The organism is Pseudorhodoplanes sp. (assembly GCF_046289595.1).
GTDB lineage: Bacteria > Pseudomonadota > Alphaproteobacteria > Rhizobiales > Xanthobacteraceae > Pseudorhodoplanes.
The window spans coordinates 1-26483 of record NZ_JBKBVB010000036.1 but is presented as its reverse complement, the minus strand read 5'-3'; the positions used below and the strand labels follow the sequence as shown (position 1 = coordinate 26483).

At 64.5% G+C, this 26483-nt stretch carries 28 protein-coding genes; 12 read left to right on the top strand and 16 right to left on the bottom strand.

Annotated features, from left to right (window positions below; genetic code table 11):
• Positions 1-270: 270 nt before the first annotated feature.
• Both ACK41X_RS09950 and ACK41X_RS09945 read right to left on the bottom strand, forming a co-directional pair.
• The gene (locus ACK41X_RS09950) at positions 271-2256 is read right to left on the bottom strand and encodes a hypothetical protein (protein ID WP_409722098.1); all 1986 of its coding nucleotides are present in this window, start codon (positions 2254-2256) and stop codon (positions 271-273) included.
• Between the two features lie 64 nt (positions 2257-2320).
• A complete protein-coding gene (locus ACK41X_RS09945; protein ID WP_409722096.1) occupies positions 2321-3373 on the bottom strand; it encodes a UPF0104 family protein in 1053 nt (350 codons plus the stop codon).
• Between the two features lie 248 nt (positions 3374-3621).
• Here ACK41X_RS09945 and ACK41X_RS09940 point away from each other — a divergent pair, with 248 nt between their 5' ends.
• The 4 genes from ACK41X_RS09940 to ACK41X_RS09925 all read left to right on the top strand — a co-directional run bounded on the left by ACK41X_RS09940 (position 3622) and on the right by ACK41X_RS09925 (position 6483).
• Positions 3622-4683, top strand: coding sequence for a glycosyltransferase family 4 protein (locus tag ACK41X_RS09940; RefSeq protein ID WP_409722093.1), 1062 nt, complete (start codon positions 3622-3624; stop codon positions 4681-4683).
• A gap of 87 nt (positions 4684-4770) precedes the next feature.
• Positions 4771-5943, top strand: a complete 1173-nt coding sequence (locus ACK41X_RS09935) for a vWA domain-containing protein (RefSeq protein WP_409722090.1) — start codon at positions 4771-4773, stop codon at positions 5941-5943.
• Positions 5944-5974: 31 nt separating this feature from the next.
• Complete coding sequence (locus ACK41X_RS09930; RefSeq protein ID WP_409722088.1) at positions 5975-6193, top strand: hypothetical protein; 219 nt, start codon at positions 5975-5977, stop codon at positions 6191-6193.
• Entirely contained in the window at positions 6193-6483 is a 291-nt protein-coding gene (locus ACK41X_RS09925; protein WP_409722085.1) for a type II toxin-antitoxin system RelE/ParE family toxin, read from the top strand. Before ACK41X_RS09930 ends, ACK41X_RS09925 begins: the two co-directional genes overlap by 1 nt.
• Positions 6484-6498: 15 nt before the next feature.
• Here the strand turns inward: ACK41X_RS09925 and ACK41X_RS09920 are convergent, their stop codons facing one another.
• Positions 6499-7491, bottom strand: coding sequence for a PDR/VanB family oxidoreductase (locus tag ACK41X_RS09920; protein WP_409722082.1), 993 nt, complete (start codon positions 7489-7491; stop codon positions 6499-6501).
• Between the two features lie 15 nt (positions 7492-7506).
• Positions 7507-8565 carry a Rieske 2Fe-2S domain-containing protein gene (locus ACK41X_RS09915; RefSeq protein WP_409722079.1) on the bottom strand — a complete coding sequence of 353 codons (1059 nt, stop codon included), beginning with the start codon at positions 8563-8565 and terminating at the stop codon, positions 7507-7509.
• Positions 8566-8793: 228 nt separating this feature from the next.
• Between ACK41X_RS09915 and ACK41X_RS09910 the strand changes: the two genes are divergently transcribed.
• Positions 8794-9282 (top strand): YaiI/YqxD family protein, encoded by a 489-nt coding sequence (locus tag ACK41X_RS09910; RefSeq protein ID WP_409722076.1) that lies wholly within the window; start codon positions 8794-8796, stop codon positions 9280-9282.
• Positions 9283-9288: 6 nt separating this feature from the next.
• On the opposite strand, the gene ACK41X_RS09905 is transcribed toward ACK41X_RS09910, so the two are convergent.
• The 3 genes from ACK41X_RS09905 to ACK41X_RS09895 form a co-directional block, all read right to left on the bottom strand.
• Positions 9289-9606: a hypothetical protein gene (locus tag ACK41X_RS09905; protein ID WP_409722073.1), complete on the bottom strand. Its 318-nt coding sequence runs from the start codon at positions 9604-9606 to the stop codon at positions 9289-9291.
• Positions 9607-9667: 61 nt separating this feature from the next.
• Complete coding sequence (locus ACK41X_RS09900) at positions 9668-10012, bottom strand: hypothetical protein (RefSeq protein ID WP_409722070.1); 345 nt, start codon at positions 10010-10012, stop codon at positions 9668-9670.
• A 62-nt stretch (positions 10013-10074) separates the two neighbouring features.
• On the bottom strand, positions 10075-10257 hold the full coding sequence (locus ACK41X_RS09895; RefSeq protein ID WP_409722067.1) for a hypothetical protein: 183 nt from the start codon (positions 10255-10257) through the stop codon (positions 10075-10077).
• A 278-nt stretch (positions 10258-10535) separates the two neighbouring features.
• Between ACK41X_RS09895 and ACK41X_RS09890 the strand changes: the two genes are divergently transcribed.
• The gene (locus ACK41X_RS09890) at positions 10536-11042 is read left to right on the top strand and encodes a ferritin-like domain-containing protein (protein ID WP_409722064.1); all 507 of its coding nucleotides are present in this window, start codon (positions 10536-10538) and stop codon (positions 11040-11042) included.
• Positions 11043-11135: 93 nt separating this feature from the next.
• Here ACK41X_RS09890 and ACK41X_RS09885 read toward each other — a convergent pair whose 3' ends face one another.
• The gene (locus ACK41X_RS09885) at positions 11136-11462 is read right to left on the bottom strand and encodes a hypothetical protein (protein WP_409722061.1); all 327 of its coding nucleotides are present in this window, start codon (positions 11460-11462) and stop codon (positions 11136-11138) included.
• A 120-nt stretch (positions 11463-11582) separates the two neighbouring features.
• Here ACK41X_RS09885 and ACK41X_RS09880 point away from each other — a divergent pair, with 120 nt between their 5' ends.
• On the top strand, positions 11583-12197 hold the full coding sequence (locus tag ACK41X_RS09880) for a hypothetical protein (protein ID WP_409722059.1): 615 nt from the start codon (positions 11583-11585) through the stop codon (positions 12195-12197).
• On the opposite strand, the gene ACK41X_RS09875 is transcribed toward ACK41X_RS09880, so the two are convergent.
• Complete coding sequence (locus tag ACK41X_RS09875) at positions 12194-12619, bottom strand: universal stress protein (protein WP_409722056.1); 426 nt, start codon at positions 12617-12619, stop codon at positions 12194-12196. The genes ACK41X_RS09880 and ACK41X_RS09875 overlap by 4 nt on opposite strands.
• A gap of 47 nt (positions 12620-12666) precedes the next feature.
• Positions 12667-13194, bottom strand: coding sequence for a SixA phosphatase family protein (locus tag ACK41X_RS09870; protein WP_409722053.1), 528 nt, complete (start codon positions 13192-13194; stop codon positions 12667-12669).
• 25 nt (positions 13195-13219) lie between these two features.
• On the opposite strand from ACK41X_RS09870, the gene ACK41X_RS09865 reads away from it, so the two are divergent.
• Positions 13220-15166: an NAD(P)/FAD-dependent oxidoreductase gene (locus ACK41X_RS09865; protein WP_409722050.1), complete on the top strand. Its 1947-nt coding sequence runs from the start codon at positions 13220-13222 to the stop codon at positions 15164-15166.
• Between the two features lie 107 nt (positions 15167-15273).
• Here the strand turns inward: ACK41X_RS09865 and ACK41X_RS09860 are convergent, their stop codons facing one another.
• From ACK41X_RS09860 to gstA, 3 genes are all read right to left on the bottom strand, one after another.
• On the bottom strand, positions 15274-15756 hold the full coding sequence (locus ACK41X_RS09860) for a fasciclin domain-containing protein (RefSeq protein ID WP_409722047.1): 483 nt from the start codon (positions 15754-15756) through the stop codon (positions 15274-15276).
• Between the two features lie 337 nt (positions 15757-16093).
• Positions 16094-16939: an AAA family ATPase gene (locus tag ACK41X_RS09855; protein ID WP_409722044.1), complete on the bottom strand. Its 846-nt coding sequence runs from the start codon at positions 16937-16939 to the stop codon at positions 16094-16096.
• A gap of 155 nt (positions 16940-17094) precedes the next feature.
• The gene (gstA, locus tag ACK41X_RS09850) at positions 17095-17703 is read right to left on the bottom strand and encodes a glutathione transferase GstA (protein WP_409722041.1); all 609 of its coding nucleotides are present in this window, start codon (positions 17701-17703) and stop codon (positions 17095-17097) included.
• Between the two features lie 139 nt (positions 17704-17842).
• Here gstA and ACK41X_RS09845 point away from each other — a divergent pair, with 139 nt between their 5' ends.
• The 4 genes from ACK41X_RS09845 (at position 17843) to ACK41X_RS09830 (ending at position 23810) form a co-directional block, all read left to right on the top strand.
• Positions 17843-18229: a winged helix-turn-helix transcriptional regulator gene (locus ACK41X_RS09845; RefSeq protein WP_409722039.1), complete on the top strand. Its 387-nt coding sequence runs from the start codon at positions 17843-17845 to the stop codon at positions 18227-18229.
• Between the two features lie 188 nt (positions 18230-18417).
• Positions 18418-20412 (top strand): flagellar hook-basal body complex protein, encoded by a 1995-nt coding sequence (locus tag ACK41X_RS09840; protein ID WP_409722036.1) that lies wholly within the window; start codon positions 18418-18420, stop codon positions 20410-20412.
• A gap of 37 nt (positions 20413-20449) precedes the next feature.
• On the top strand, positions 20450-22312 hold the full coding sequence (gene flgK, locus ACK41X_RS09835; protein WP_409722033.1) for a flagellar hook-associated protein FlgK: 1863 nt from the start codon (positions 20450-20452) through the stop codon (positions 22310-22312).
• 7 nt (positions 22313-22319) lie between these two features.
• A complete protein-coding gene (locus ACK41X_RS09830) occupies positions 22320-23810 on the top strand; it encodes a flagellar biosynthesis protein FlgL (protein ID WP_409722030.1) in 1491 nt (496 codons plus the stop codon).
• A gap of 161 nt (positions 23811-23971) precedes the next feature.
• Here the strand turns inward: ACK41X_RS09830 and flaF are convergent, their stop codons facing one another.
• The 3 genes from flaF to ACK41X_RS09815 form a co-directional block, all read right to left on the bottom strand.
• Positions 23972-24337: a flagellar biosynthesis regulator FlaF gene (gene flaF, locus ACK41X_RS09825; RefSeq protein ID WP_409722028.1), complete on the bottom strand. Its 366-nt coding sequence runs from the start codon at positions 24335-24337 to the stop codon at positions 23972-23974.
• Positions 24279-24713, bottom strand: coding sequence for a flagellar biosynthesis repressor FlbT (flbT, locus tag ACK41X_RS09820; protein ID WP_409722025.1), 435 nt, complete (start codon positions 24711-24713; stop codon positions 24279-24281). The genes flaF and flbT overlap by 59 nt, the downstream gene beginning before the upstream one ends.
• A gap of 112 nt (positions 24714-24825) precedes the next feature.
• A partial coding sequence (locus ACK41X_RS09815; RefSeq protein ID WP_409722022.1) for a flagellin occupies positions 24826-26483 on the bottom strand: 1658 nt, incomplete at its 5' end.

Sequence of the window (26483 nt, the reverse complement as noted above, 5' to 3'; positions counted from 1 at the left end):
TAGGCTTTGAAATCTGCCAGTTCGATCAAGCGGAGGTTGCTGCCATGCGATGGATATTGGCAATGTGCGTTGCGGCCGGATTTGCATTCGCATTTGGCTCCGGCGCGACGGCGAAAGGAAAGAAAGAAAAGACATCCGCTCAGCCCGCCTGCCTGAACGCGCTGGCCTGCGGCCCGCAGCCGGTGCCGAAAATCCGTAAACCCAAGAACGAGCGCTTCATGAAGTCGGCGAGCTGACGCGCCAGCGCAAGGTCCGCCGCACCGGCAAAGTTTACCGCGTCACCGGCGGCTGCAACGGCGCGAGCGGCTCGGCGCGCACCTGTTGCGGGCTCGGCAGGCCGAGCACTGCGCGCAGGGCCGGCAGCGCCGCATCCGCCATTGCGGCGTGACCTTCCGCGGTCGGATGCACCGCGCCGCCATAGACCGCGCTGGTCGCGCCCCAGGTGGCATCGTGCAGATCGCTCGGCTGCACCGCGGGGGAGATGCCTTCCGGGAAGGTCATGGCGGTGAAATAGCTGTCATTGGCGGTGCGGATCCAGCGCGCGCGGGGGCTGTAGGGCCGGAAATCGCGGGCGCGCAGATTGCAGCGCAGGGGATCGGTGGCGGCGACGGACGGGTTGCTTTCGAAGCTTTCGCCATTCTCAAGAAAACATTCGCGGTCGAAGACCGGATCCTGCGGCGAGCGCGCGCAGAAGCCGCGGAATGCAAATTCGGCCTGATGCGTATCGACATAGATCATGCGATCGGTCGAAGGATCGCGGCAGATCCCGGCGCCCTCGCAGGTGGCGAGCGCGCGCAGCTTCGGAAAGAATTCTTTCTCGACGAAGTCCGAGGTCTCGCGCAGCTTGGCCCCGTCCACATTGAAGGCCGGATGCACATCGAAGCCGCCCGGGCCGCCCCGGCAGACCTGTCCGCCATTGACCATGGCCGGGTTGCCGTAGCCGACGAACACCACGCGCTGCAGATTGCCGCCGAGATAGGGTTTCAGCGCGTTGCGCAGCTTGGCGAAATCGCGCGGAAGCTTGTCGAGATAGCCGCGTGCGTCGGCGACGTCGGCCATCAGGCCGCCGCGCCGGAACAGCGTGCGCTCGGTTGCCGATTCCACAATCACGTCGGCGACGAGACCGGAGAACCAGATGTCGTTGGCGCCGATGGTGAGCAGAATGGCGTCGAGGCTGCGCTCCCTGTCGGTCTTGCGGGCCAGTTCCATCGCCTCTTTGAGACGCACCATCTGCGCCACGTTGTTTGTCGTGCAGGCGCCGGTCGGAGGGCATTCGCGTGCGCGCAGCGAGCCGAAGAAGCCGGATTCGATGGTCGATCCGGAACAGGCCAGCGGCAGGAAGGTCACGGCAATGTGCGGATTCTCAATGGCCAGCCCCAGCGCCGCGCGCACCTGATAACCATAGAGCGACCGGTGGCAGGTCGCGCTCCACCAGCGCGCATTGAGCCTGGCCCAGTCCGCCGAGGTGTTGCCGCTGCCGACGGAGAGCGCCGGATCGCAGGCCTTGTTGCCCTTGAATCCGGCGCGGCCCGGACGGAAATATTCGCTTGTCGAGCCTGCGAGGAAGCGGCGGAAGCAGAAACCGTCGTCGCCGAGCTGGATGGCGCGGTCCGGATTGCCTTCGCCGGCGGCGATGGAATCGCCCATGCCGGCGATCAAGAGATCGCGGACTTGGATCTCGGTCATAATACGCTGGGCCGTGCCGTCGGGCAGGCCGACATCGACGGTCGCAATCGTCGGTCGGCCATGTTTCACGCGGATCCGCACCGGTTCGTCGCAACGCGTGGTGGCTTCGCCGGGCTCGGAGGCGCCGTCGTCGAAGCTCCAGGCGCAGAGCGCGCCGGGCGGAATGGCGCCCGCGGCATAGGCGATGATCGGATGATCGAGCGGGCTTAAGTAATTCTCCTTTTGCCCGTCGCGCAGGCAGGATTCCGGCAGCCGCCCGGTGTGGTCGACGCACAGATTGTCGACCATGTCGCGGGCCCAGCCGCGGCCGTCGGTGGCATGGGCCAGCCGCTGTTCCGAGGCCAGCACGCCGTCGCCGCGATAGGCGGCCACATGGCGGCGGAAATCGGCCTCGTTGCGGAACAGCCGGAAACGGTTGCGGACTTCCCATTCGATCCGGATCGGCCCGGTTCCGGGGGTCTCCGCAGCCGTATTCAGCTGCAGCGGCGCGGGCGCGACGGACTGTGCCGTAGCCTCCGGCTGCGTGGCGAAAACAGACATGACGGCAAGGCTGGCGAGTGCGACGCGCATGGAAAAACCGCAGGTTTACAGGGCGGTCTCGACTAGCACGAAGCTTTGGGCGGAAATATGGGAATCAGGCCGCGTGATCGCGCGCGGATTGCCGCTCCTGTATGCAGGGCGCCTTGGCCTGCGCTTGCGTCGCCGGATCGGCCGCCGCCCGCTTGCGCGCGGCGATGACGCATTCGCGGATGGCCACGATGGTCAGCGCGATCGAGAATGGCAGGATGTAATAGATCGCGCGCCAGACCAGGAGCGTGGCGAGCAGATCCTCCCGTGCAAATTGCGACAGGGCGATCAGGATCGCCGCATCGAAGACCCCGATCGCGCCGGGCGTGTGACTCAAGAATCCGAGCAAGGTCGCGAGTACAAAAATCACGATGAATGGCAGCAGCTCGCCCGGCGGCTGCGCCGGCAGCAGCACATACATGCCGACGGCCGCGAGCCCGAGATCGGCGACCCCGATCAGGATCTGCACGAATGTGAGACGCGCGGTCGGCAGGGTCAGGGTCACGCCTTTGACGCCGATCACCCGCGGCTTGCCGACGAGCCAAAGCAGATAGACGCAGATCGTGGCGAGCCCGGCCAGGCCGACCGCGCGATTGACCCAGGGCGGCAGCTGGTCGAGCGCGCTGGCGGCCTCCGGAGCAATCGCCATGCCGAGGCCCAGCACGAAGGCATTGCCGAGCCAGAAGGTCAGCCCGGTGACAAAGGCGATCTTGGCGACGTCGATGAGGTTGAGACCCCAGGCCGAATAGATACGGAAGCGGATCGCCCCGCCGGTAAACACCGTAGCGCCGAGATTGTGGCCGATCGAGAAACTGGTGAAGGCCGACATCGCGGCGATCCGGTAGGGCACATGGCGGGCGCCGATCGTGCGCAGCGCGAAGAAATCGTAGAAGGTGATGGTGAAATAGGCCGCTGCGACGAACGCGATCGAAAGCCCGATATTCGACAGCGGCATGGCCGCGATCGCGGCGAGCACACGGTCCGGCTGGATATCGCGCAGCATCCGGAACAGCGTGAAGCCGGCAAGACACAACACCGCAAGACTGGCGGCAAAACCAATCCTGTTCCAGCCAATCCTGTCGCGGATGATGCTGCCAATGGACGTGACGATGGTGCGCATTCACCGGTCCGGCCGGCGGGTCTGCAACTGACACGCCGCGTGCTCGGACCGCGGAGCGCGATCCGTTCGATTCACCGGGCGCACCATCCGATGCGTTCGCGACAATTTTCTAACAAGCCCGAAAAGTTTGGCAGGCCGCCGTCGTAAAACTGAAATCTGCGCGGCGCATCGTGGGGCATGCGAATCGATTCACCGCGAGACGGCGTTTTGGACCCTTGGCCGCGAAGCGTGGGCATGCCGGAGGCGTGATGCGCGTTCTGGTCGCAACCGACGCCTGGCATCCGCAAGTCAACGGGGTGGTGCGCACGCTGTCGACGCTGGCCCAGACCGCGCCACGGCACGGCGCGGAGGTGTCGTTTCTGACGCATGAGGGCTTCCGCACCTTTCCCTTGCCCACCTATGCCGACATCCGCTGCGCACTGCCCGCGCCCGGCGCCGTTGCACGGCGGATCGAGCAGATCAAGCCCGATGCCATCCATATCGCGACCGAAGGCACGCTGGGCCATGCCGTGCGCCGCTATTGCATCCGCCGCGGCATCCCCTTCACCACGAGCTTCCACACCCGGCTGCCCGAATATGTCGCGGCGCGCGCGCCGATCCCCGAAAGCTTCGTCTGGCGCTGGCTGCGGCGCTTTCACGGCCGTGCCGAACGGGTGATGGTCTCGACGCGCTCGCTGATTTCGGAATTGTCCGGACGCGGCTTTCACAACCCGGTGCTGTGGCCGCGTGGCGTCGACGGCGCGGTGTTTTCGCCGCGCGCGCCGATCGAACTCGACCTGCCGCGGCCGATTTTTCTGACCGTGTGCCGGGTCGCGGTGGAGAAGAATATCGAGGCGTTCCTGGCGCTCGATCTGCCCGGCAGCAGAGTGGTGGTCGGCGACGGACCGATGCGGACCGAGCTGATGCAGCGCTTTCCGCAAGCGGTGTTTCTCGGCGAGCGCCACCGCGACGAACTTGCAGCGATCTACTCCGCCGCCGATGTGTTCGTGTTCCCGAGCCGGACCGACACCTTCGGCCTTGTCATGCTGGAGGCGCTGTCCTGCGGGGTGCCGGTCGCGGCCTATCCGGTGCCGGGTCCGCTCGATGTGATCGCAGACGCGCCGGTCGGCGTTCTGGACGAGGACTTGCGGGCGGCTGCGCTGCGCGCCCTGTCCATCGACCGCGCGCTCTGCCGCGATTTTGCCAGCCGCATGACCTGGGACCGCTGCGCACGGATGTTTCTCGACAATCTGGCGGTGTTCGGAAAATCCCGGCCCGTGGTCGAACAGAATATCGTCCAGCGTCTGCGGCGCCAGGCCGCGATTTATTAGGCCTTCGTCCCGCGATTTTCCACGGCCTTGAAATTTCCGCCCGAACACCGCAGGTTCCGGCAGCGGTGCCTTTCAACTGGCCGGGACATGTTCATCACCTTCTTTACCGAGCTGAAATCCGCAGGACTCCCGGTCACGCTGCGCGAATATCTGACCCTGATGGAGGCGATGGATGCCGACCTCGCATCGCGCAGGGTCGAGGACTTTTACTACCTGTCGCGCGCGGTATTGGTGAAGGACGAGCGCAACCTCGACAAGTTCGACCGCGTGTTCGGCCACGTCTTCAAGGGCCTCTCGCTGATGGAAGAGGCGCTGACCGCCGAGATTCCCGAGGAATGGCTCAAGAGCCTGGCGGAGAAATATCTCACCGAAGAAGAAAAGAAGCAGATCGAGGCGATGGGCGGTCTCGACAAGCTCCTTGAGACGCTGAAGAAGCGGCTGGAAGAGCAGAAGGGCCGGCACCAGGGCGGATCGAAATGGATCGGAACCGGGGGCACCTCGCCGTTCGGCAATTCCGGCTACAACCCGGAAGGCATCCGCATCGGCGGCGAGAGCAGGCACCGCCGCGCCGTGAAAGTGTGGGACAAGCGCGAGTTCAAGGATTTCGACGACGACGTCGAGGTCGGCACCCGCAACATCAAGGTGGCGCTGCGGCGCCTGCGCAAATTCGCCCGCACCGGCTCGGCCGACGAACTCGATCTCGACGGCACCGTCAAGGGCACCGCGCACAAGGGCTATCTCGACATCCACATGCGCCCCGAGCGGCACAATGCGGTGAAGGTGCTCCTGTTCTTCGACGTCGGCGGCTCGATGGACTGGCACATCAAGGTGACGGAGGAATTGTTCTCCGCCGCGCGCGCCGAGTTCAAGCATATGGAGCATTTCTACTTCCACAATTGCCTCTACGAGCGGGTGTGGAAGGAGAACCGGCGGCGCTTCACCGACACCACGCCGACGTTCGACGTGATGCATAAATATCCGCACGACTATAAGGTGATCTTCGTCGGCGATGCGTCGATGTCGCCTTACGAGATCGCGATGCCGGGCGGCTCGGTCGAGCATATGAATGAGGAGCCGGGCCAGGTCTGGATGGAACGGATCACGCGGACCTATCCGGCGGCGGTGTGGCTCAATCCAGTGCCGGAAGCCGAATGGGACTACACCCAGTCGATCCGCATGATGAAGCAATTGATGAGCGGGCGCATGTATCCCTTGACGCTGGACGGGCTCGACCGCGCGATGCGGGAATTGGTGCGGTGACAGTTTGGACGGAAATGGTTATCATGAAGAGATGGGTGATCTTCTGAAGCAGGCCTTCGAGAAGGCGATGACGTTGCCGGTCGATCAGCAGGACGCGGCCGGCGCCGCGCTGCTCGACTACCTGGACGATGCACGCTCGCTTCAATTGACCGATGAGCAGGTCGCCGAGGTGCGCCGCCGTTTGTCCGATCCGTCGCGCGGGCTCTTGAGCGTTGAGGACGTCAAGGATCGTCTGGGCCGCCTTGGCTGATGCGGGTCGTCTTCGACGATAGAGCCGTCGAAGATCTGGAAGACATTTACCGCTTTATTTCCGCTGAAAATCCGCATGCTGCTCGGTCAGTGGTACTTCGTATTGTTGCAAGCGTGGAACGGCTTGCGGATTTCCCGCGTATGGCAAGAAACGGCCAGGTCGAGGATACGCGTGAATGGGTGATGCCAAGGTTGCCTTACATTGCCGTGTATCGCGTCTATGCGGAGCGCGACGAGGTCGTCATCGTCGGCGTATTCCACGGCGCGCGTGAGCGGCCCGAGCGGGACTGATACGCTCGATGTCCTTCACCGCTCCGGCCGCGCCGGCTCCGGCCGCAGCAGCGGATCGATGGTGATCGTCCCAACCGCGCGCGACACGCAGGCGCAGAGCCTGGTATTTTCCTGCTTCTGGTGATCGCTGAAAAAGACATCGCGATGATCGACCTCGCCATCGACCGCGACGATGTTGAGGGCGCAGACCCCGCATTCGCCGCGCCGGCAGTCCGAAATCACGCCGATGCCCGCGTCTTCGAGCGCATCCAGGATCGACTGGTTTTCCGCAACCACGATCTCGCGACCGCCCGGCGCGATGCGCAGGCGAAAGGTTTGCGTGGCGAGCTGCCCGCTCGATCCGAACGTCTCGTAGCGCAGATCGCCGACCGGCCGGCCGAGAGCGCGCCAGATGCTGCGCGCCTGATCGAGCAGCGGCAGCGGACCGCAAACCGCGGCAAGGCCGCCGGGCGCGAGCGAGGCCAGCGACGCCTCCAGATCGAGGCGCTGCCCCTCGGCGGACACGAAGGTCTGCAGGCGGTCGCCCAATGCAGCGCGAAGCTCGTCGGCGAAGGCGAGTTCGTCGCGCGAGCGCACGCAATAATGCATGCGCAAAGCCGCACCGGCGCGTGCCAGGGCATGCGCCATGCCGACCAAGGGCGTGATGCCGATGCCGCCGGCGATCAACAGATAATCCGGCCGTCCGAAATCGATCTCGAAATGGCTGCGCGGACTGGAGATCGTGAGCTGCGATCCCTCCCGCAGCGACCACATATAAGATGAGCCGCCGCGGCTTTCAGGATTAAGCTTCACCGCGATGCGATAGGCATCTGGCACGGCCGGACCGATCAGCGAGTAGGATCGCGTATCGACGCGCGCGCCGATCATCACCGTGACATTGAGATGCCCGCCGAGCGGAATCTGAGCGGGCGTTCCTGCCGCGGGCACGAGTTCGAACAGGCGAATCGTGGGGGTGAGATCGCGGATGGCGCGGACCCGCGCGGCGGCCCATGTCTCGATCACGCGCATGGCGAAGACCGCCCTCTACTCGGCGGCGCGGAGCGCCGCGGGCGTTTCCTCACGGATCATCCGCTCGAGGATGCGCCGCGCCCACATCGCGCCGCCGTCGATATTGAGGTTGTAGAAGACGGCATCGGGATTGTCCTCCATCGCGGTCTGCTGCGCTTCCAGCATCGCCTCGTCCTCGGCGATGATCGCGGCATTGCGCTCGCGGGTCTCGGTGGTGAGCCGCTGGTCGGTGAGCTTGAAATTGCGCCGCACCACCCAGAAGAAGTGGCAACGTTGCTCGGTCTCCGGCGTGATGAAATGGCAGACCCTTAGATTAACGCCCTGCGAGCGGTCGCCCTGCGGCGCGCCGGTGCCGGCCAGCGCCACGCCGACATCGAGCACGATCGCGGCCGGCGCCTCGAAATTGATATATTGCCAGCGATCGACCTTCACCGGCCCTTTGGCGCCGAGCTGGAACGCCCAGAATGGCGGCGGCTCGATATTCAGCATCCAGCGTGTCACATGCGCGGTGCGCTCCGAATGCGTGACCTCGAACGGCGCTTCGGCCACCGCCGCATTGCCGATCGAGGTGCGGTGCACGAACGCTTCGTGCGTCAGGTCCATCAGGTTGTCGATCACGAGGCGATAATTGCAGGCGAGCGGCGTGCGCTTGCCTTCGCCGGCCCAGGCCGGATCGTCCACCCAATGCATGTCCGGGATCGTCGCCGGATCGGCGAGGGCCGGATCGCCCATCCAGATCCAGGCGAAACGATATTTCTCGACCACCGGAAAGCGCCGCACGCAGGCCGACGGGTTGATGGTCTCCTGCGACGGCATGAAGGTGCAGCGCCCGTTCGGATCGAACTTCAGGCCGTGATAGCCGCACACCACATCGTCGCCTTCGAGCCAGCCCTTGGACAGTGGAACGAGACGATGCCAGCATGCATCCTCCAGCGCCGCGATCTGGCCCGCAGCGGTCCGGTACATCACGACCTTTTTGCCGCAGATCGTGCGCGGCATCAGCGCGCGGCCGATCTCGTAATCCCAGGCGGCGACATACCAGGCATTCAGCGGAAAAGAGCGTTCGGTCTGCATGACATGAATTTCCTCACCCGGAGCCTGCGAGGAGTTTTGTCATCGAGGCTGCTTTTTTTGGCGGCCCCGTCTGATGCGGCGGCTCGCAGTCTGGAAAGTCTAACAGTGCGAGGTCGGGCTTGCCAATGGCGCACCGGATTTGCGCCGACGGTCGGGAGCGCGTAGCCCGATCACCAAGAAAATGCGTATCACCAAGCCCGCACGGGCCTTAAAGAATGGTCAGGAAGAATGACTGCTCAACAACCTCAGCGCGATCCGATCGTCATCCTGGTCGATGCCGATGCCTGCCCGGTCAAGGCCGAAATCTACCGGGTGGCGGAGCGTCACGGCCTGACCGTGTCGGTGGTCGCGAATGCGCCGATCGCAGTGCCGCGCGAACCGTGGATCGAGCGTGTCGTGGTGCCCGGCGGCATGGACGAGGCCGATCACTGGATCGCCGAGCGCGCGCGGCCGGGCGCAATCGTCGTTACCGCCGATATTCCGCTGGCGAGCCGCAGCGTGAAGGCGGGCGCGACAACCATCGCGCCCAATGGCCGTGTGTTCGACGAAGATACCATCGGCATGGCCCTGGCGACGCGCAATCTGATGGACGGATTGCGCTCCGCCGGTGAAGCCACGCGCGGGCCGCCGCCATTCACGCCCAGGGATCGCTCGGCTTTTCTGTCGGCTCTCGATCTGGCGATCGTCCGGCTTAAGCGCGCGGGCTTTGCAGCGTGAGTGCGGTCAGCGATCGTTGAGGCACGAGGTCCAGCGGCCATAGCCGAGATCGATCGGGCAGGGCAGTCCGGGAGGCGGCTGGTAGCGCCGGCCATATTGATCGAATGAAGGATCGGCGGGCCGCCAGCGATAGACCGGAGCCGCTGGTGGGGCTGGCCGCCTCTGCTTGGTGCGCTGTGTCTTGCGCGGCTTCTGCTGTGCGGCCGACAATTCGGATGCCGCGCTTTCGACCGCAGCGACCGGTTCCGCGCGGAGCTCCGCGACCGGCACGGAGACGACGACCAGGACCAGCAGGGACGATGCCGCGACCCTTCCTGCTGTCATCGCGATGCGTCTCCGTGCGTGAAGCGTAATGGCATCGGGAGTATGGCGTCCCGGAAACATATTACGCGCGCTTGGTCCGTTTGGCTGTTGTGCGTTTCGCCGCCGCACGTTTGGCTGTCCTGCGTCGGCCTGCGGAACGCTTTTGCTGATTGCCGGTCCCGGATGTTTCGCCGCCAAACCAGCCGAAGCTCGGGATACTGGAAGCCAGCGCGCCCGGCGCTTCGGCCATCTTGCGTCCGATGTCGCGGCCGATGCCCTTGAGGGCGCCGGCATTCTGCATGGCCTGGCCGAGCAGCACGCCCATCTGGAATGCGGCCGCGGCGCTGACCCGCGGATGTGATGCGATGGTATCGCTGATGCGGCCGATCAAATCCTGTGAGCCGGAAGATTTTGCGCTGCGCGCCATGGCACGTCTCCTGTTGGGGAACCTCGCCGGCTCAAGTCCGCGCAGGCGGTTCCGGTTCCCGATCAGCGCTTGTCCTGATCCGTGACCACCCACCAGCTGCGATAGGGCGGGTCCTCGTCGGTGGCACCTGGAATATTCTCCAGTTCGGAGGTATCGAACGGCGCTCGCGTTTCATCCCGGTGGTCGCCGGTGTCGGCCTGGTCGCGACGCGGCTCGGGGTGTTGTGGTGAATCCGGATCAATCATGTCGAAACTCTCATACCCAGGGTTGCTGGGCCGGTGTCTGCTCCTTGTTCTGCAACCAATTGCAGGCGCACGATAACGAACGGTTACGTCACTTCAAATCGCTCTGACGACCCCGGGTTCCACGGGCTCGAATAACGATCGCGTCAGGAACATCGCACGCGCTCCCACGACAGTCAGGAACATCGCACGCGCTGCCACGTTGGCATTCAGGGACGCCCGCACTGCGTCCGACGCATTCTGACAACACACCCGCATTCCGACACATCGAGGAGCCGCAGATGGGCCTGTTTTCCGCCGACATCAAGACCATGGACGACCTCTATGTCCACCAGCTTCAGGACATTTACTATGCCGAGAAGCAGATCCTGAAATCCCTGCCGGATATGATCGGCAAGGCGACCGACCGCGACCTCAAGTCCGGTCTGCAGAAGCATCTGCAGGAAACCGAGAATCACGTTGCGCGTCTGGAGCAAGTGTTCAAGCTGCACGATCTGAAGCCGAAGGGTGTGGACTGCCCGGCGATCGACGGCATCATCGATGAGGCCGAGGAAATTTCCGGCGAGGTCGCAGACAAGGAAGTGCTGGACGCCGCCCTGATCGCTTCGGCACAGGCGGTGGAGCATTACGAGATCACCCGCTACGGCACGCTGATCGCCTGGGCGCGTCAGCTCGGCCGCGACGATGCCGCCGCGATCCTGCAGAAAACCCTGGACGAGGAAAAAGCCGCCGACCTGAAACTGACGTCGGTCGCCGAAAGCAAGGTCAACCGGAAGGCCGCGAGCTGACCTGCGATCGCTGAACCGAAAAAGCGCCGGCTCTGCCGGCGCTTTTTTTACGGGCTGTTCGCGCGCGAGGCGCCAAGTCAGCAAGCCTGCCGGTCAGGGACGGCCGGGCTGGGTGATGATCGGCGCGCCGCCGATATTGGGGACGCTCGGGCGCGAGGCTGCATCCGGATTGCCGGGGCTGACCGCTCCGGGCGTGCCGGGCCGGGTCGGCGACGGCGCGGTGGCCCCGCCGGTCATGCCGGAACCGGTCCCGGTGGTTCCGGCCGGCGCGGGTGTCGCAGGCGAGATCCCGGGTGACGGCGCGCCGCCAGGCTGGCCTGGCGCGGTGCCGGTCTGCGCGTGAGCGGAGACGCCGAGGAGGGCGGCCAGGACTGCGGCGGCGAGACATGTTCCGGCCGCATGAATGATGGTCGATGCCATAAAGAAAACTCCGAGGTTGAGTCGCTGGCGGGCCAACGTCTCGCACCTGCATCCGTTCCGCGCCGGAGGTTCCATCAGGCCCGTGCCTTCGTGTAAGACGGCGCTCGCAAGGGGACAGCGATGGACGACACGAGCGGCGGCGACGAAATCGTATATGCCTACAAGGCCACCTTGATGGGCGGCGCCTGGGTGCTGCGGCTTGCGCCGGACGCCTTGCTCTGGTCGCTGGGCGCGATGTCCGGCCGCGTGCCCTATCGTGACATCCGCCGGATCAGGCTCGGCTTCCGCCCGGTGACGATGCAGTCGTACCGGTTCCTGGCCGAAATCTGGGCCGACAAAAGCCCGAAAATCCAGATCGCCTCGGCGTCGTGGAAGTCGCTGCTGGAACAGGAGCGCCAGGACGCAGCTTATGTGCGCTTCATCAAGGCGCTGCATGCCCGCATTCGCGAAGCGGGGGGCACGCCACATCTCACCGCAGGCGCGATTCCGTTTCTGTACTGGCCGGGATTTGTGATTTTCGCCGGCATCTGCATCGCCATGCTGGCGCTGATCTTCCGCGCCATCCAGCAGGGCGAGATGACCGCGACGCTGTTCCTGCTCGGCTTCTTCGCCGTGCTGCTGTGGCAGCTCGGCATGTTCTTCAAGCGCAATCTGCCGCGCCGCTATACGCTCGACGCGATCCCGGCCGATATATTGCCGACGCCCGCCAAGCCTGAACCTACGCCGCCCGGCTAGTCGCGCAGCACCAGCACCGAACAATTGGCGTAGCGCACCACATGGCCGGCATTGGAGCCGAGGAAATAGCTGCGCATGTCCGGCCGGTGCGAGGTCATGACAATGAGATCGGCGTTCATCGCCTTGGCCTCCTCGATCACCTCGTGATAGATGCCGCCCTGGCGCACAACGCCGGAGACCCGGCCGGCGCCAAGCGTACATTCGGCGGTCAGCTTTTGCATGCTCTCCTCGGCGGATTTTCGCTGCTGGATGTCGAAATCCGGCGGCACATATTCGGCGAGCATCACCGGCGTCATCGGCAGCACATGGACGATACGCAATTCGCCGTCGGCGCTGCGCGCCAGCGCGCAGGCGGTTTCGATCGCCGGACGCGCGAGATCGGGCTCTGCGAGGTCGACCGGCACCAGGATGCGTTTGAACATGATCGCTTCCTCCTCGTTTGCGCGGACAGGCAAGCCGGCGCTCAAGTCTAGTCGTCCGGCCCGCCGATCGCACGCGGCGTGACGAAACCGACAAGCGTACCGGCGCCGGGCCGGATTTCATCCCAGCCTCCGATATCGAGGTCGATCACCGCAAGCGCTCCGGTCGGAAATTTTTCCGAGAGGCTTCTGCGCAACTTTTTGTCGCCGGATTGCACCAGGAGATTTGCGGTTTCCTGGAATCCGGGATTATGTCCGACCACCAGCAGCGATTGCGCCGAAGCCGGCGCTTGCGCAATGGTAGCCATGATGTCGCGCGGCGAGGCTTCGTAAATGCGGTCTTCGAATTGGGTGGTCGGCCTTTTCGGCAGCGCATCGGCGACGATGCGGAAGGTTTCACGGGTGCGCTCGGCAGTGGATATGATGGCATGATCCGGGATCAGGGCGTGCTCGGCCATGTAGCGTCCCATCAGCGGCGCCGCCTTGCGGCCGCGCGGGGCAAGGTCGCGTTCATGATCGGACTTGCCGGGCTGCGACCAGTCGGATTTGGCATGGCGAAGAAGCATCAGGCGGCGCATGGATCGCGGTCCCGGAGGAAATGCAATGCCGGAGCCTAACACGAGCCCGGCCGCTGACGAGCCGCAACCGAAAGCCGCATCGGCGCCGGCCGACCGGGCCTATGGCGACAACCATTTCGTGGCGGCGGCCGCTGCCGAGCCAAGGCCGCATCTGACCTACGATCTCGACATCGATGTCTGCATCATCGGCGGCGGCCTTGCCGGGTTGTCGATCGCGGCCGAGATCGCGCCGCGCGGCTGGTCGGTTGCGGTGCTGGAGGCGCGGCGCATCGCCTGGAATGCATCCAGCCGCAATGCCGGATTTGTACGTCCGGGCTTTGCGCAAGGGATCAGCACCATTGTGACCCGCGTCGGCGCCGACCATGCGCGCGAACTCTGGATGCTGTCGCAGGATGGCGTCGAATGGGTTCGCCGCGCGATCAAGGACGGCGGCATGCGCGATGTGATTCAGAGCGACGGCTGGCTGCGTATTTCCAAGACCGACCGGAGGGCCGAAATCGCCGACGAGGCCGAGCTGTTGCGCGCCTTCGGCGCCGATATCGAGGTCTGGCCCGCCGATCTCGTGCGCACCAAGGTCAAGTCCGACCATTACTTCCAGGCGATCCATTTCCCGGCCGCCTTCAACATCCATCCTTATAACTATGCGCTCGGTCTTGCTGCGTCCGCGGAGAAAGCCGGTGCGCGCATCTTCGAGGAGACGGCGGCGGTCTCGATCGATCCCGCGGGCGTGCGCAAGCGCATCGACACCAAGCATGGCCGCCTGCGCGCCGCACATATCGTGTTTGCCGGGAATGTGCATCTCGGATCGCTGACGCCTCATCTGTCGCGGACGCTGATCCCGCTTTACAGCTTTGCGGCCGTCACCAAGCCTCTCGGCGAGAAGCTCCCGGCGGCGATCGAGTATCCCGGCGGGATCAGCGATACCGAATTTGCCGATCATCATTACCGCATCCTTGACGGCGACCGGCTGATCTTTGCCGGACGGCTCGGCATGCGCGATACCGCGCAGCGCACCGGCCGCAAATTGCGCGCCGATCTGCAGCGGCGATTTCCGCAGCTCGGACCGGTCGAGATCGAAAGCGCATTCGGCGGCGCGATCGGGATCACGGTTCACGGCATGCCGCAGATCGGACAGGTCATGCCGGGCGTTTGGCTTGCGAGCGGCTTCGGCGGCCTCGGTCTCAACACCACGGCAATGGCGGCCACCCTGATCGGAGGTGCGATCGTCGAGCATGACGACCGCTACCGTTTGTTCGAGCCGTTCGAACTGGTCTTCGCCGGCGGACCGGCGGGCCGCGTCTTCACCACCTGGCTCTATGCCGCGCAGCGTGCGCGCGAAAGCCTGCAGTCGCACCGCGCGTACAAGAACGAGAAATGGTGGATTGAAAATGCGCCCCGTCTGAAAAAGGAAGAGGAAGAGGCGGCCGAGCGTGCGCGCATGCGTGCTGAGCAATGGGCAAAGGCCGAAGCCGAGCGAATCGAGCGCGAGACGATCGAGGCTGCGGAGGCCGAAGCGCGGCGGATCGAGCGCGAGCGCATCGCCGCCGAAAAGGCCGAGGCGAAGCGCCTTCGCGCCGAAGCGAAAGCTGCGGCCAAAGCCGAAGCCGCGCGCCTCAAGGAAGAGCGTCGCGCCGCCGCACGCGCCGAAAAGGAACGGATCGCGGCCGAGAGAGCCGAAGCAAGGCGGATCGAGGCCGAGCGTCTCGCCGCTGAGCGGGCGGCAGAGCGCGCCGAGGCGGAACGGCTCGCAGCCGAGCAGGCCGCGATCGCGCAGGCGCAGCCCGCGCGGCTTGACGCGGAACAGAGCGAAGCCGAACGGCTCGACGCGGCCTATCGCAACGCCGAGAGGGTCGCGGAGAATGCGGCGCGGCTGGTGGCGGAGCATTCGAAGGGCGAGCCAGTCGCTGACGTTTCCGCGGCGTCGGGCGCAGACGGCGCAACGCCGTCGCACCGGACAAAACGCCACGACTGACGCGTTCGACCAATATCGCCGCTGCGAAACATGCGACATGCCGTGCACGGCCGGGGCGAGCGGCCGTGCACGGCGAGGGGCTTGCGGCGCGGACCTCCGTGGACCCGTTACTTCGGCAGAATGACGGTGTCGATCACGTGGATGACGCCGTTGTCGGTCGCGATGTCGGCTTTCACCACTTTCGCGTTGTTGACCATGACGTCGCCCTTGGTGGCGTCGACCTTCACCGGCTGGCCCTGAACGGTCTTGGCCTCGGTCGTCTTGCCCGCGAGCGCCGAGCTCATCACTTTGCCCGGAACGACGTGATAGGTCAGGATTCCGACGAGCTGCGCCTTGTTTTCCGGTTTGAGCAGGTTTTCGACGGTGCCGGCCGGGAGCTTCTTGAAGGCCTCATCGGTCGGGGCGAACACGGTGAACGGTCCGGGCCCCTTCAGGGTATCGACGAGGCCCGCCGCCTTGAGCGCTGTGGCAAGCGTGTTGAATTGTCCGGCCTTGACGGCGGTATCGACGATGTCTGCGGCCGATGCGGCGCCGGCGCCGAAGGTGAGAGCAGCGCAGACTGCGATGACGCGAGAAGCACGATGAATCATTGACGGTTTCCTGTTCTCTCGATGTTGCTTCGATGACGGTGAGTGGAACATCCGGTCGCAGACGCTTCCGCCGACACAGGGCCAGCCGAACCGCTCGATCGCACGGACAGTCGAGCTACGGTCGCGACCGCGGGATGGTTTTCGTTTTCACGGCTTCGTTATCGAAGAACCGTGATGCCATAGCGTGGTGCGTCAAAATGTGTTAGGTCGGGCTCCCGGGCTCTGCAACAGTTCTTAAAGCGATTTTTAGAGCGACCTGGGTGCCGGTTCGCGCAAAGAAAACGCGCCAGCGCAATAAATTAAGTCTCTTTGCGATTCGAAGAAAAGCCAACAGACTCTAGCGGCCGTCGCGGCGCGCCATGAATGCCAGCCGCTCGAACAGATGCACGTCCTGCTCGTTCTTGAGCAGCGCACCGTGCAGCGGCGGGATCAGTTTCTTCGGATCGCGCTCGCGCAACGTTTCCGGTCCGATATCCTCGACCATCAGGAGCTTCAGCCAGTCGAGGAGTTCCGAGGTCGACGGCTTCTTCTTCAAGCCCGGCACGTCGCGGATCTCGTAGAACAGCCGGAGCGCTTCGGCGACAAGGCGCTGCTTGATGCCGGGGAAATGCACATCGACGATCGCGCGCATGGTGTCGGCGTCGGGAAAGCGGATGTAGTGAAAGAAGCACCGGCGCAGAAACGCGTCCGGCAGCTCCTTCTCGTTGTTGGAGGTGATGACAACGATCGGGCGCTGGTTCGCCTTCACCGTCTCGCCGGTCTCGTAGACGAAGAATTCCATGCGATCGAGCTCCTGCAGGAGGTCGTTCGGGAATTCGATATCCGCCTTGTCGATCTCGTCGATCAGGAGCACCGGACGCTTGTCGTGTACGAAGGCGTCCCACAGCTTGCCGCGCTTGATGTAGTTGCGGATATCCTTGACCCGCTCGTCGCCGAGCTGGCTGTCGCGCAGCCGCGACACCGCGTCGTATTCGTAGAGGCCCTGCTGCGCCTTGGTGGTGGATTTCACGTGCCATTCGAGGAGGTCGGTATCGACCGCCTTGGCAATCTCATGCGCCAGCACGGTCTTGCCGGTGCCGGGTTCGCCCTTCACCAGCAGCGGCCGCTGCAGGGTGATCGCCGCATTCACCGCGACCTTGAGATCGTCGGTCGCGACATAGCCTTTGGTGCCTTCGAAGCGCATGAATTGCCCTTGTCTGCTGAAAATCGCGGCGACACTAGACGGGCCGCCCCGCATCGGCAACCGGCGGGTTTTGCATGCGATTCCGGCGCGGAGCCCTTGCCTTGCGAGCAGACCCGGACGCGATCCGCGGTTCGCACCGAGCAGCCGCTGCGATTTCAATCCAGCCCTTCCGCCTGCATCGCGGCCTGCACCGCCGGGCGCGCAGCCATGCGCGCATAGTGAGCGTGTAGATGCGGCCATTTGTCGAGACCGATGCCGGCGGGCTTTGTCCAGGAGGCCACGACGAACAGATAGATGTCCGCGACGCTGAAATTCTCGCCGAGCAAATAGGGGCGGCGGTCGGTCAGGACGGCCTCGATATCGTCGAAACGGCGTGCGATGCGCTGCGGCGCCGCGCTCTTCTCGGCCTCTGCGGCCTTGTCGTTGAACAGTGGCGTGAATGCATTGTGCAATTCGGAGGCGATGAAGACGAGCTGCTCCTGCAGGCGCGCGCGCTGCATCGTTCCTGCAGCCGGGGCGAGTTTCGCCTCCGGCCTGATATCGGCCAGATACTGGATAATTGCGGCACCCTCGGTGAGCACCGCTCCATCGTCGAACTCTAGGGCCGGGACATATCCCTTGCGGTTGACCGCAACAAAATCGCGGCCGGTTTCGGTTCTCTTGGTTGCCGGATCGACGCGTTCGAGCGCGAAGTCGCAGCCGAGTTCGCGCAAAACGATATGCGGCGAAAGCGAGCATGCACCCGGGGAATAATACAGCCTCATCACTGGCGCTCCTTTGCGAGGGATCGGGGCCAGTCAGCTAAACGATATCATTACCTTTGGAAATCGAATTACCTTCGGTTACTGTTATTTTCGAGTTTCCGTCCGGTAACCGGTTTTTTTGAGAAAGGACGCTGCGGCGATGCTCAAGCTGCGAAAGAGCAAGGTGTCTCCGCCGCCCCTCGCATGTCCGATGACCGAGTGCATGGCGCTCCTGGGCGGCGCCTGGACGCCCGACGTCATCTGGAGCCTGAGCGGCGGGCCGCGGCGCTTCGGCGAGTTGCGCGCCGACATTCCCGTAATCTCGTCAAAGGTGCTGAGTGCGCGCCTGCAGAAGCTGGCGGAAAAGGGTGTGATCGAGCGGCGCGTGATGCCGACGTCGCCTCCTTCGGTCGAATATTCGCTGACCCCGCTGGGCGAGGAACTGATCCCGGCGATCAATGCGATCGTGTCGATCGGCCGGAGGCTGCTGGCGCGGACCAAGCGCGAGCGTCCGGAATTGCGCCGCCGTCAGGCCGCCCGCCGCTGACGACGCGCTGCCCCCGGCAAAAACTGCCGCATAGCGGCAATTTTCCGCCCGTCGGGTGCGGCAGCTGACACGCTATCCAACTGATTTTACGAGAAAATGTCTCTGGCACGGGGCTTGCGACATCTCCTCCCGCAAGTTGGCGGCCGCGTCTTCCGAAAGCCGCCCCGGACGTCCTGGAGGAACAAGTAATGGGTATCTTCGGCGCTCTCACCACCGCCGTCACCGGCATGCGCGCGCAGTCTTATGCGCTCGAGAATGTGTCCGGCAACATCGCCAATTCGCAGACCACCGCGTTCAAGCGCATCGACACCAGCTTCCAGGACCTGATCCCGGACAACATCCCCTCCAAGCAGCTCGCCGGCGGCGTGATCGCGAGCGCACGCGCGACCAATACGGTGCAGGGCGACATCCAGGGCGCGTCGGTCGGCACCTTCATGGCGATCAACGGCGACGGCTTCTTCGTGGTGCAGAAGCCGACCGGCGTGCAGGACAATACCCCGGTGTTCGGCGGCACCGACTATTACACCCGGCGCGGCGACTTCCAGCCCGACAAGAACGGCTATCTGGTCAACGGCGCCGGCTATTACCTGATGGGCCTGCCGATCGATCCGACCACCGGCAATCCGACCGGCAGCATCCCGCAATTGCTGCAATTCCAGAACGACTTCCTGCCGGCGCAGCGGACCACCGCGGTTCAGTATCGCGCCAATCTGGCGGCCTATCCGAACACCAACAATGCCGATACCGATATTCCCGGCTCCGAACTGCTGAACCCGGCCAACTTCTCCGCCAATCCGGTGTTCGGTCCGCCGGCGCCGGCGCGCATTCTGGGCGCGGGCGCAACCCTGTCGCCCGATGCGGTCGCTGTCGGCACCGGCACGGTGGATATCTCGTCTTTGACCTCAACCGGTGGCACCTTCGAACTCAACGGCACCCCGATCACCATCAATGCGGGCGACGACGCGACGGCGATCCTTGCCGCAATCAACGCGCAGACCGGCACGACGGGCGTCACCGCCTCGCTCAATGGCTCGAACCGTCTGGTGCTGACCAGCGCCAATGCCGACACCCATGTCGCCATCGGCGGCGCTTCGACCCTGTCGCTGCTCGCCGAACTCGGCGTCAATGTCGGCACCACCTACGCCACCAATCTCCTGACCCAGAACGCCGTCGGCACCGGTCAGACCATGGAGATCCAGGTCGGCGGCAATCCGCCGCTGGTCATCACCTTCGGCACCGGACCCGGTCAGGTCTCCACACTCGCCGAATTGTCGACCGCGCTCGCCGGACTGACCGGCGGCACGGCGTCGGTGAACACCACCAACGGCAACGTTACCGTCACTGCCGCGACCATGGTGGATACCATCAATGTCGGCGGCACCGTCGCGCATTCGATCTTCGGCATGCAGACGCTCACAGCGATTCCGTCCAACAACACGGTGATCGCCAACGATCTGCAGGCCTTCCTCGATTCGTCGGTCGGCGGCGGCGCCGTCACCGCCTACGACGTCTCGGGCTCTGCGGTGAATATCCAGTTCCGCTGGGCCAAGGTCGATTCCAATCTCTATGGCGGTTCCAACACCTGGAACCTGTTCTATCTGGTCAATTCGAACGCCACCGGAACCGAGCCCGCCTGGGCCAATGCCGGGGTGAACTACACCTTCGGCGCCAATGGCCAGATGAGCCCCCTGGTCTCGACGCTGCAGCTGTCCAACGTGGTGATCGACGGCATCAATCTCGGCAATATCCAGATCAACCACGGCTCCGGCGGCATCACCCAATTCGCCGATCCGAACGGCAATGCTCAGGTCAATCTGCTGCAGCAGAACGGTTATCCGGCGGGCGAATTGCAGACCATCTCGATCAGCGAGAAGGGCCGTATCGTCGGCTCCTATTCGAACGGACGCACCATCGACCTGGCGGAAATCACGCTGGCGAATTTCACCGGCGCGAATTTCCTCAAGCGGATCGACGGCGGCGCCTTTGCGGCGACCGACGAATCCGGCACGCCGACTTACGGCGCGAGCGGCACGATCATCGGTTCGGCGCTGGAGGGCTCCAACACCGACATCGCCGATGAATTCACCAAGCTGATCGTGACGCAGCAGGCCTATTCCGCCAATACGCGGGTGATCTCCACGACCAATCAGATGGTCCAGGATCTGCTGAACATGATCCGGTGAGGCGTTGGTCGGGCTGGGTGAGCATTAGGAAATCGCCATGAGTTTGTCGCAGGCCCTGAACACCTCGACCGCCGGCCTGCGGACCGTGCAGGCCGGGCTCGCGCTGATCGCCTCCAACGTGGCGAATGCGGAGACGCCGGGCTACGTCCGCAAGACCCTGGTTCAATCGACCACCGCGGCCGGCGGCGCCGGTGTCAGCGTCCGGGTCGCTGCGGTCAATCGGGAACTCGACATCTATCTGCAGCGGCAATTGCGCACCGAAGCCGCCGGCGGCGCCTATGCCGATATGCGTGCGCAATTCTTCTCGCGGCTGCAGCGCATCTATGGCGAACCCGGCTCCGCGGCGACGCTGGAAACCGCGTTCAACGACTTCACCTCGCTGTTGCAGACGCTCGCCAGCTCTCCGGAATCGAGCGCGGCGCGCGCTGCGGTGATCAGCTCCGCGCAGGTTCTGGCGCAGCAGCTCAACACCACGTCTGCGAATATCCAGTCGCTGCGCAGCGATGCCGAATACGGCATCAGCGATGCGGTGGCCCGCGCCAACAACGCGATGGAGCGGATCGCCACGATCAACCGGCAGCTTGCGCTCAATACCACGCCGGATGCTGCGACCGCGGCGCTGCTCGATCAGCGTGATCTCTATATCGACGAACTCGCGCAGCTGATGGACATCCGGGTGATCGCCACCGATCACAACCAGATCAACGTCTTCACCAATTCCGGCATCCAGCTCGTCGGCACCGAAGCGTCCAAACTCAATTTCGACCTGCAAAGCTCGATCGCGCCGGCATCGCAATGGACCAACGATCCGGCAACGCGCGGCGTCGGCACCATCACGCTGGTCACGCCGACCGGCGGCACCGTCGATCTGATCGAGAGCAACGCGATCCGCTCCGGCGAAATCGCAGCCCTGATCGAGATGCGCGACTATATCCTGCCGGAGGCGCAGGCGCAGCTCGATGCGATCGCGGCAGGGATGGCGTCGAGCCTGTCGGATGCGACTTTGCCCGGCAACCCGGTGACAGCGGGCGCGCAGGAAGGCTTCGACATCGATACCGCCGCGCTTCTTGCCGGCAACACCGTCAATGTGACCTGGACCGATACCGTCACCGGCCGGCAGCACAACGTCACCATCGTGCGGGTCGACGATCTGTCGGTGCTGCCGCTGCCGAACGATGCGACTGCGCGCGCCGACGACACGGTGATCGGGGTCGATTTCTCGGGCGGCCTCAACGCCGTCGCCTCGCAACTGAATGCCTTTTTCAACGGCAAGCTGACCTTCTCCAACCCGTCCGGCACCACGCTGCGCGTGCTGGACGATGGCGCGGCGAACAATTCGGTCATCAATGCGGTCAGCACCACCGTGACCCGGACCGGTTTCGACAGCGGCGGTCCGCACTTGCCGTTCTTCACCGATGCGGCCGCGGTTTATACCGGAGCCTTCACCTCCGCGGGGTCGCAGACCGTGGGCCTCGCCGGACGGATCACCGTCAATTCGCAGCTGCTCGCCGATCCCTCCAAGCTTGTCGTGATGCAGTCCGGCGGGGCCGCGGGCGACCCGACACGGCCGAATTTCATCCTCAATCAATTGATGGATGCTTCGGTCACGTTTTCGCCGAAGACCGGTATCGGCTCCTCCGCTGCGCCCTATAGCGGAACGCTGTCGTCGTTCCTTCGGCAGATGATCGCCTATCAGGGCGAGGCCGCCGAAAACGCGCAGAATCTCGCCGACGGGCAGCGGGTGGTGGTCAACGCGCTGAAGAGCCGCGTGTCGGATGCCGCCGCCGTCAATATTGATGTCGAAATGGCCAACCTGCTGGCGCTGCAGAGCGCCTACGGCGCCAATGCGCGGGTGCTGTCGGTGGTCAAGGACATGATGGAACGCCTGATGAATATCTGAGGCTCATATGAGTATCGCAAATCTCGGCGTCCGATCCTTGTTGCTGACCCAGTCGCTGGTCGGCATGCGCGCACAGCTCGGCGACATGCAGCGGCAGCTCGCCACCGGGAAACGGGCGGACGACTATGCCGGCCTTGGTATCGACCGTGGCCTCACCGTCGGGCTGCGCGCGCAGCTGTCGGCGATCGGCAGTTATCAGGATACGGTGAAAAGCGTCGGCGTGCGGCTTGAGCTTGCGCAGACGGCGCTGTCGCGTATTGCCGATATTGGCCGCGAGACCAAGGCGCTGGCGGCGCAGATGGCCTCACCCGAGGGGCGCGTCACCGCACAGACTTTGGCGATGTCCTCGCTCGGCGAAATCCTTGGCCTTTTGAACACGCGGGCCGGCGACCGCTATCTGTTTGCCGGTGTGTCGAATGACGGGCCGGCAGTCGAGACCCTGGCCAATATCCTCGATGGCGACGGCACGCGCGCTGGATTGCGGCAAGTCATGGCCGAACGCCGCCAGGCCGATCTCGGCGCCGGCGGGCTTGGCCGCCTGACGGTCTCGCAACCGTCGCCGACCTCGGTTGCGATAGCCGAAGAGGCCACCGTGTTCGGGCTCAAGCTGACGGCCATATCGTCCACTTTCAATGGCGCCACCGTCGCAGGCCCGGCCGGTGCGCCGCCGGAGATGAGCGTCGATCTTGGCGCCACCAATCCGGCTGCGGGCGAGACCCTGCGCCTGTCATTCACGTTGCCGGACGGCTCGATCGAAGCCATCACGCTCACCGCAAGCGCGTCGGCGAATCCGGCTGCGGGCGAATTCACGATCGGCGCCGACCCGGCCACGACGGCGGCGAACCTGCAGGCCGCAGTCAGCGGCGCGATCGGACATCTGGCCCGCACCGCGCTCACCGCGGCATCTGCGCTCGCCGCCTCCGACAATTTCTTCAACATCGATGCCGGCAGGCCGCCACAGCGTGTCGACGGCCCGCCCTTCGACACGGCAACGGGGCTGATCGATGGCACCGCCGCCGACACCGTGAGCTGGTATATCGGCGACATGTCCGCTCAACCGGTGCGCTCGACCGCAACCGCGCGGGTCGACCAGTCGATCACGGTTCAATACGGCATGCAGGCCAACGAAGAAGGCATCCGCTGGCAGTTGCAGCATGTCGCCGCGCTCGCCGCCATGCCTTTGCCGGAAGGCGATCCGGATATCGACGGCCGCGCCGGAGCCCTCGCCGAACGGCTGCGGGTGGGCCTTGGCGTGCCTCCCGGCATCCAGACGGTGGAGACCATCCAGTCGGAGCTGGCCGGCGCGCAGACCACGCTCAAGGCGTCCGAGGGACGGCATCGTCAGGCCAACGCCACGCTTGCCAATCTGCTCGAGGACATCGAGGGCGTGAGCAACGAAGAGGTGGCGGCCAAGATCCTGGCGATGCAGACCAATTTGCAGGCGTCGCTGCAGGTTACCGCGCGGCTGTTCCAGACCTCGATTTTGAACTATCTGTAGCCGCTGCGCGTCACGGGCGCATGAAGGGGCAAGGCCAAGCCGTCGCGGTTGCGGCTTAAGGCCGATCCCGGCATTCCCGCTCAAAGAACAATGCCGAAAAAAATTTCGCCCCCGGCGATGCGGGGGCGAAATGAGCAGGACGAAACCAGGTCGCGAATGATTTATGCGTTGCCGCTGAGACCGGCGGCGAGCTGCCGGTTGATGTTGATCAGGCTGCGCAGCCGTTCCGGCTGCGGATTGCCCATCACGGTCAGCGTGTGGTTCATCACGAACAGGCCGATATTGGCGATGTTCTGGCGGACTTCGGCCGGCAGCGGATTCTCGCTGTTGGTGGCCGAGGTCATGAAGACGGTCCAGAGCTTGCGGTTGAACAGCAACGCATGGTCCAGCGAACTGCGCTGGCTGTCCCAATGGTCGTGCACATTCTGCAGGCGTGACGCTGCGCGCAGCAAGAGCTGCGCCTCGAGTTCACGCGGACTTGCGGTTTGTTGAGCCACCGTCCCGTAGGCTTTGGCCGCGTTGTGCATGCGATAGCAGCTCCTGCTCGTATTCGATGAGTTTCTTCGCTGACTTCAACGCTTTATACAGGTCGCCTGTTAAGATTTGATTGTTGATGTCGGCGATGTAACGCCAGGCGCTGGGCGCGGCCTGGGTGATGTCGCGCATCAATGCGAAATAGACTTCGTGGTGCTCGGCCGGGTCGCGGCCGATATACATCAGCTGGACCGCCAGATAGATGCGCTTGGCCGGGGTGTCGGCGCGCTCCGCCGTCATGATGTCGCGCTCGCGCAGGATCGGCGCCGTGCCGTCCACCAGAAAGCGGGTGCGCTGGTCGCCGTTGGTGATGACGCAATCGCCGATCAGAATGCGTTCGCCGGGCTTCAGTTCGACCTTGAGCGCCATATGTGGATCTCCACGGATTGGCCGGATGGTCGTCCAATTATGGTTAATGTGGCGTAAAGAAAAACGGCGGGGCTCTCGCCCCGCCGCGAATATTTTTGTTATCGCGGTTTAGTTAGCCGAACAGGCGCAGCACGGCCTGGTCGGCCTGCGCGGACAGCGACAGCGCGGTGGTGGAGAGCTGCTGGCGGGTCTGCAGGGCCAGCATGTTTGCGCCTTCCTCGTTGGTATCGGCCAGCACCAGATTGTCGGCGCCGGTCTGCAGCGTGTTGATGAGCTGCTTGGTAAAGTTCTGGCGGGTCTGCACGGTGCCGAGCTTGGAGCCGAAATTGGTCGCCTGGGCGCGCAGCGTGCGCAGCGCCGCATCGACCTGGCCGAGAACGCCGTCGATCGACACGTTGTTCTGGAATTCGCCGCCGGCCAGCGTTCCGATGCCGAGCCCGGCCGACGAGAAGGTGACGCCGGCAATGTCGAGGAAGCTCGAGCCGTCCTCGTTGAAGATCACCTTCAGATTGTCGCCGTTGAGCAGATTGATGCCGTTATAGGAGGCGTCGCGCGCGAGCAGGTCGATCTGGCTGAGGATTTCGTTGAACTGGGTTTCCAGAAGCGAGCGCGTCGTGCTCGGCGTGGCGACGGTGGCGACCGGGGCATAGACGCCGCCGGGTCCGGTGCCGTTGTCGAGGTCGAGCGTGGTCAGCACCGCGCCGGTGCCGGTGATGGCGATATTCGTGGCCGAGGTCGAGGCGATTTCGATCGCGCCCGCGCCGTTGACCGAAGCAGTGATGCCGGCGCCGAAGTTCTGCGCGGCGAGCCAGGTGTCGAGATCGGCGCGGGTGCTGTTCGCCGTGAAGTTATAGGTGGCGCTGTTGGCGCCGGCCGTGATGGTCAGTGAGGAGCCGGCGAGTCCGCCGAGCGTGGCGTTGGAAGCCTCGTAAGGCGTCGCGGCAAAGCCGAAGTCGTTTCCGAGCTGACCGCCGACCGTGAAGCTTCCGGTCGCCGCATCGATCTGAAGGTTGCCGCCGGGGCCGGTGACCGAAATGCCGCTGAGCGACGAGGCCGCGACCGCCGCCTGCAAGGTGGCAAGATTGGAAAAGGTGCCGTCGGCGGCAACCGCGCCGGACGCCACATAGCGGAAAGTGCCGGTGGTGGTGCCGTCGTTGATGGTCAGCACGTCGCCATCGACGGCGTTGTTGCTCGTGGTATTGACCAGCGCCTGCGCGGCTGCTGCGCCGCCGATCACGAATTCATGGGCGGCGGTATAGCCGGAGCCGGTGATCGTGATGGTGTTGGCGACGTTGTCGTAATCGACCGTGCCGCCGGTGATGCTGCCGAGCGCGGTCGCCAAAGAGGCTGCATCGGTAAAGAGGATTGCGCCGGGCGTGTTGGGCGTGACGCTGCCGTTGTCGTCGAACTCGAAATTGTAGGTGGTGCCGTTATACTCGATCGTCAGCAGATCTTCGTCCGCGAGCGTTGCAAAGCTCGAAACGTCGATCACGATCGAGGCGGCTTGCGACGGAGTCGCCGCGCCGAGGACCGTGGCTATGTCTGAAGTCGAGGTCGCGGTTGCCGGGCTATCCGCCGGGATATTCGCCCCGGTAATGGTCTGGGCGTAGGTCGCCGTCGGCTGCGAGCTTTGCTGCGCCTGTTTGGCAATCGACTTGGCCGATTCCACCAGCTTGGTGATGGCGGTGATGCCGTGGTCGGCGGCCTCGATGGTCTTCTGGGCCTGGCCGATGGCGTCGAGCAGCGAATTCAGGTCGCTGGCTCGGTGGT